The 4297-nt window shown below is 46.5% G+C and carries 2 protein-coding genes and 10 tRNA genes; 1 reads left to right on the top strand and 11 read right to left on the bottom strand.

Features of this window, described 5'->3' with window-relative positions; all coding sequences use genetic code 11:
* Positions 1-26 precede the first annotated feature (26 nt).
* The 10 genes from WBA89_RS23435 to WBA89_RS23390 all read right to left on the bottom strand — a co-directional run bounded on the left by WBA89_RS23435 (position 27) and on the right by WBA89_RS23390 (position 1104).
* Positions 27-105 (bottom strand) — tRNA-Gln (locus WBA89_RS23435).
* Positions 106-115: 10 nt separating this feature from the next.
* A tRNA-Asn gene (locus WBA89_RS23430) sits at positions 116-190 on the bottom strand.
* A 6-nt stretch (positions 191-196) separates the two neighbouring features.
* A tRNA-Phe gene (locus WBA89_RS23425) sits at positions 197-269 on the bottom strand.
* 3 nt (positions 270-272) lie between these two features.
* A tRNA-Ser gene (locus tag WBA89_RS23420) sits at positions 273-359 on the bottom strand.
* A 220-nt stretch (positions 360-579) separates the two neighbouring features.
* A tRNA-Tyr gene (locus WBA89_RS23415) sits at positions 580-661 on the bottom strand.
* Between the two features lie 13 nt (positions 662-674).
* Positions 675-749, bottom strand: a tRNA-Lys gene (locus tag WBA89_RS23410).
* Between the two features lie 5 nt (positions 750-754).
* A tRNA-Glu gene (locus WBA89_RS23405) sits at positions 755-829 on the bottom strand.
* A gap of 45 nt (positions 830-874) precedes the next feature.
* Positions 875-948: transfer RNA gene (locus tag WBA89_RS23400), tRNA-Cys, on the bottom strand.
* Positions 949-1026, bottom strand: a tRNA-Glu gene (locus tag WBA89_RS23395).
* Positions 1027-1030: 4 nt separating this feature from the next.
* Positions 1031-1104 (bottom strand) — tRNA-Asp (locus WBA89_RS23390).
* A 793-nt stretch (positions 1105-1897) separates the two neighbouring features.
* Between WBA89_RS23390 and WBA89_RS23385 the strand changes: the two genes are divergently transcribed.
* On the top strand, positions 1898-2827 hold the full coding sequence (locus tag WBA89_RS23385; RefSeq protein ID WP_424409818.1) for a polysaccharide deacetylase family protein: 930 nt from the start codon (positions 1898-1900) through the stop codon (positions 2825-2827).
* 260 nt (positions 2828-3087) lie between these two features.
* On the opposite strand, the gene WBA89_RS23380 is transcribed toward WBA89_RS23385, so the two are convergent.
* Positions 3088-4239, bottom strand: coding sequence for an AAA family ATPase (locus tag WBA89_RS23380; RefSeq protein WP_424409817.1), 1152 nt, complete (start codon positions 4237-4239; stop codon positions 3088-3090).
* Positions 4240-4297 lie beyond the last annotated feature (58 nt).

The raw sequence follows: 4297 nt of genomic DNA, 5'->3' as shown, positions 1-4297 counted from the left end.
TGCCAATTAGGCGACTTCCCAATAATTGGATACCGGGGTAGGCTTTGAACCTACATAAACTCCTATTTCAGAGATAGGCGACTTTACCAATTTGTCTACCCGGCAATTTGAAAAATGGCTGCCTCAGTAGGAGTCGAACCTACAACCTAGCGGTTAACAACCGCTTGCTCTACCATTGAGCTATAAGGCAACGCAATCCCCCAAGTCAGTATCGAACTGACGACTTCTTGTTCTTCAAACAAGCGCTCTACCAACTGAGCTATCGGGGGAAACGGAGAAGGTGGGATTTGAACCCACGACGGGTGTTAAACCGCTCTTTCTTAGCAGGAAAGCGCCATAAGCCGCTCGGCCACTTCTCCGAGTACGAGAACGGAGGGATTTGAACCCCCAAATGTTCAGTCGCGCCAACTGAATTGTTGTCCAGTTACAACTCATTCTCAAAATTGCAACAGCATATTAAATACACAGGACTTACCCAAGGGGGTCAAAAACCCGGTTTCTCTCTTAATATCTCTCGTAGAGATGCAAGATTTTTCTCAGAAACTGGGTTTTCTGTATAAGTCATAATACAGTTGCAAATGGGTCGGGCTGGAATTGAACCAGCAACGCTTTAAGCTACTGTTTTACAGACAGCTACCCGCACCAATAGGAGGGCCAACCCAAGATGGAATTTTTGGTAGGTCGCCGAGGAATTGAACCTCGATCCATCCGCTTAAAAGGCGGCTGCAAAACCATTCTGCCAACGACCCACGCAAAGTGCTGACGGGATTTGAACCCGCAAATCACTTGGGTGAAAACCAAGCGGCTTAAACCATTTGCCTACAGCACTATTTATTTAAGATTTGAGATTGCTCCTGCGAATTAGTAAGAACAGAGGTTAGGGCGGGATTTGAACCCGCGAAATTCGGTTTTGCAGACCGACGCTTTGAGCCGCTCAGCCACCTAACCTGGGAGTCCCGACGAGGTTTGAACTGGCAATTTTCACCTTGAGAGGGTGACGGCTTAAATTAATTTGCCTGCGGGACTTTGACGGGAGTAACGAGACTTGAACTCGCAACCTTTCGCTCGACAGGCGACTGCTCTAACCAATTGAGCTATACCCCCGTGATAATGAACAATATAACTCTTGAAAAAATCGCAAACAATCTTGAAATTAATCTGCGTTTATTTGTGTTTATCTGCTTTTAATCTGCGGTTTCCCGATCGCAGATTTATGCAATCTTGTCGAATATTTTGTCCTTGAATTACTTAAGTTTGGACGAAGTGGCGGTTGATTCCGCGTACTACAAGCCGATCGGGCTTTTGTTGCCGGAGTCTACACCGCCGATGTCCGCAATTATGTGACACAATTAATTATCTATTCCGTTTTCAAGGTTCGTATTGCTTTTGGAATAAGGCTTTGAAGCTCTTTCCCCTTCGGCGTACATCTATACTACATTACGTGTTACAGGAATGTCAAGGGGGTAATACAACTTTTTTTTAAAATTGGTTTTTTTCAATGGGTGCCGATCGCCCAAACAACACTTTCACTTCCCCGAAGCCACGATAAATCAAGACATTCGGCGGCTAAACCGATGGTGCAGCCCGTGGTAAATCTGATGCTAAAACTGTACTACACTCCGATTTCTGTGAATTCTCGGAGTCGCGCGAGGTGGCACTTCTGGAAAAGCAGATTGAGTTTGAGCCGCACTTAACCTCGACGGCGACTTCTAAATTTCTTCAACCCGCTTGGCATGGGTTTCGTCTGTACAGGCGCAATCTGGATCGCCCGCAAATCGCATCCAGTCGCCCTTGCGCTCCCGCTGTCAATCCCGGCTGAGACATAATAAAAAATTTAGGTTTTTTCCCTGAAATTCCCATTATCATTATCCGCAGTGTGGAGTGAAAGGAATTTCAAGTGAGCGGAAATCATCTGTTTGAGAGACTGCGAAAAAAATGGCGTTTTGTGGCGATCGCCCTTGCCGCTGCTACCATTAGCTTTATCGTCGGTACGCTGATGCCAGGAAACCAACACCTCAGCAACAATCCTGCAACCGTGCAGGTGCAGAATCTCAGCCAATCCTTAACGGTAAATCCACTAGCAAAGGAAGTAAGGGACGATCGCACAGCGTTGAATGTCGATCGCACAATTGAGAAACTTCTCACTGTATTGAAATCAAAAGAAAAGCTTTTGACTTTTGTGCCGCCGGAACAGTTTCAGGGAACAACAGTTTTTGAGGGAAAAGTCAAAGATTCTGATAAAGTTATTGCTTTAACTGTTGATGACGGGCCGTGGCCGGAAACTACAGAACAAATGCTCGATATTTTTCAGCAAAATGATGTTAAAGCCACCTTTTTTTGGATAGGTAAATCTATCGAAAATTCTCCTGAAATTGCTCGAAAAGTTGTGGCTGCAGGTCACGCGATCGGCAATCATACGTGGCATCACTGGTACGATTCGATGGATGCGGCGACGGCGGCTAGCGAAATCGATCGCACGGCTCAACTTATTTACGACACGACGGGAGTTAAGACTACTTTTTTCCGCCCGCCGGGAGGTGTTTTGAATAATGGTTTGGCTAAGTATGCTAAGGATCGCAATTATTCTGTCGTGATGTGGTCGGTAACTTCTGCAGATACCGATCCGCGCGCTCAACCGTCGGCTTTTGTTAATAATGTGTTGAAGGGTGCGAAGCCGGGGGCGATCGTTTTGATGCACGATGGCGGGGGCGATCGATCTCGTACTGTTAAGGCTTTACCGGAGATGATTGCGGGTCTGAAAAAGCAGGGATATCGGTTTGTGACGGTTCCTGAGTTGCTGGAAATGCAAGGGCAATCAGCAGCGTAAATTGTGCGGGCGGGCGATTCCCTACGGGATAGCTCCGCTTCACGGCTTTTTTTGAAGAGGAACAAAAGGGCGATCGCTTTTTTTTATTAAATTATGTATGTTGAATCGTATTTTTGATGAGGATAAGGGGTAATATCAAATCCGGTAATATCGGAATGATTCAGATATATATTCTCTCCCTCTGTGTTCTCTGCGTCCTCTGCGGTTTAATCATTCAGAAAAAACCGCAAACGATATCAGTCATATCCTGCAAAAAGAATCTAGCCCGCAATCCGATCGACTTGATGCGCTTCTGTAATGTCTGGAACATCCAGCCGCGCTGCTAATTTGCGAATCACTGTTTCCGGTACCGGCGCGGGGCGCGATCGATTCCGCCGCAGCAATTCCTCCAAAGGAACTTCCAGATAAACAATCCGAATTCGGGCTTGATAACCGGCAAAGAGATTAATTAATTGCTGCCGCATTTGTTTTGTTGTATTCGTGGCATTCCACACAAAACAACGCCCCTGGTTTAGGTATTCGCGCGCTCTTTGTTTGGCGGCTTTAACCACATTTCCCGGAGTTTTGTCGGGAGGGACATTCATCTCTTTTCGCAGTGCATCCAGCGAGATGACAGGCAAATTTGGCAGATTTTTCCGAATCCAATAATCTTTACCGCTACCGGGCAATCCCGACATCAAAATTACTTCGCATCTTGTATCGTCAAATGCCTGATAATCGGGATTTCCATTCTCTTTGCGGAAGTAGATAAATCGGCTGTGGTCTGATGCAAATTGTCGGGGAGAATCCAAACAATTGTTTTCTTGACAAAACTCCCGAAATAGTTCTATTTTATCGAGCAATTCTTGTTTGTCGGCGCAGTGGCGGCCGCGCACGTCTGCTTCGGCTAAAAGTGCCAGGAAATCGCAGCGGACAACTTGACTGGCTTTAATTACCGACTGCTGGGGATTGGGTTTGTCAAGCAGCCAGATGGGTAAACTGCCGAATTGGACGATCGCCCCAACAGTCTCGCGAATGTCAAACTGCACTGGCGGCTCGAATTGAGATAGAATTTCTCTAACCATTCTCGCACCTTGTCTGGCGTGACCTTTGGAACTGATTCTGCCGCCTGCTTCTATCTTGGTAAAGGCCGGTTTGGCGGCATCGTGCAGCAAAGCAGCGGCAAACAGGATCGATCGTTCTTGCACGGGAAGTTCGCGCCAACTCGGGGAAGAGATTAAGGCTTCGCAGACCATTTTGGTGTGAATGAAAACATCACCTTCAGCGTGATAAATCGGGTCTTGCTGACATCCTTCTAAGTTTTGAATCCAATCAAAATGATTGTAAATGCTCTCCCAATCCAAGAACCAATCGGGCAGTTCTGGACAAAAGGGAAAAGTCCAAGTTGCGGATTGTGATAATAAAGCAGTCATAGTTTCACCTATTTGTTAATAACGCAATTTCTGAGTCCGCGGAGGCGGACATTGTTTG

The sequence above is a fragment of the Microcoleus sp. genome, from assembly GCF_049646505.1.
Lineage (GTDB): Bacteria > Cyanobacteriota > Cyanobacteriia > Cyanobacteriales > Microcoleaceae > Microcoleus.
This window is presented reverse-complemented; position numbering and strand designations above follow the sequence as displayed.

Bases quoted from the DNA above. Each gene is read 5' to 3' on its own strand.
- WBA89_RS23380 (WP_424409817.1), bottom strand. From the start codon at position 4,239: ATGACTGCTTTATTATCACAATCCGCAACTTGGACTTTTCCCTTTTGT.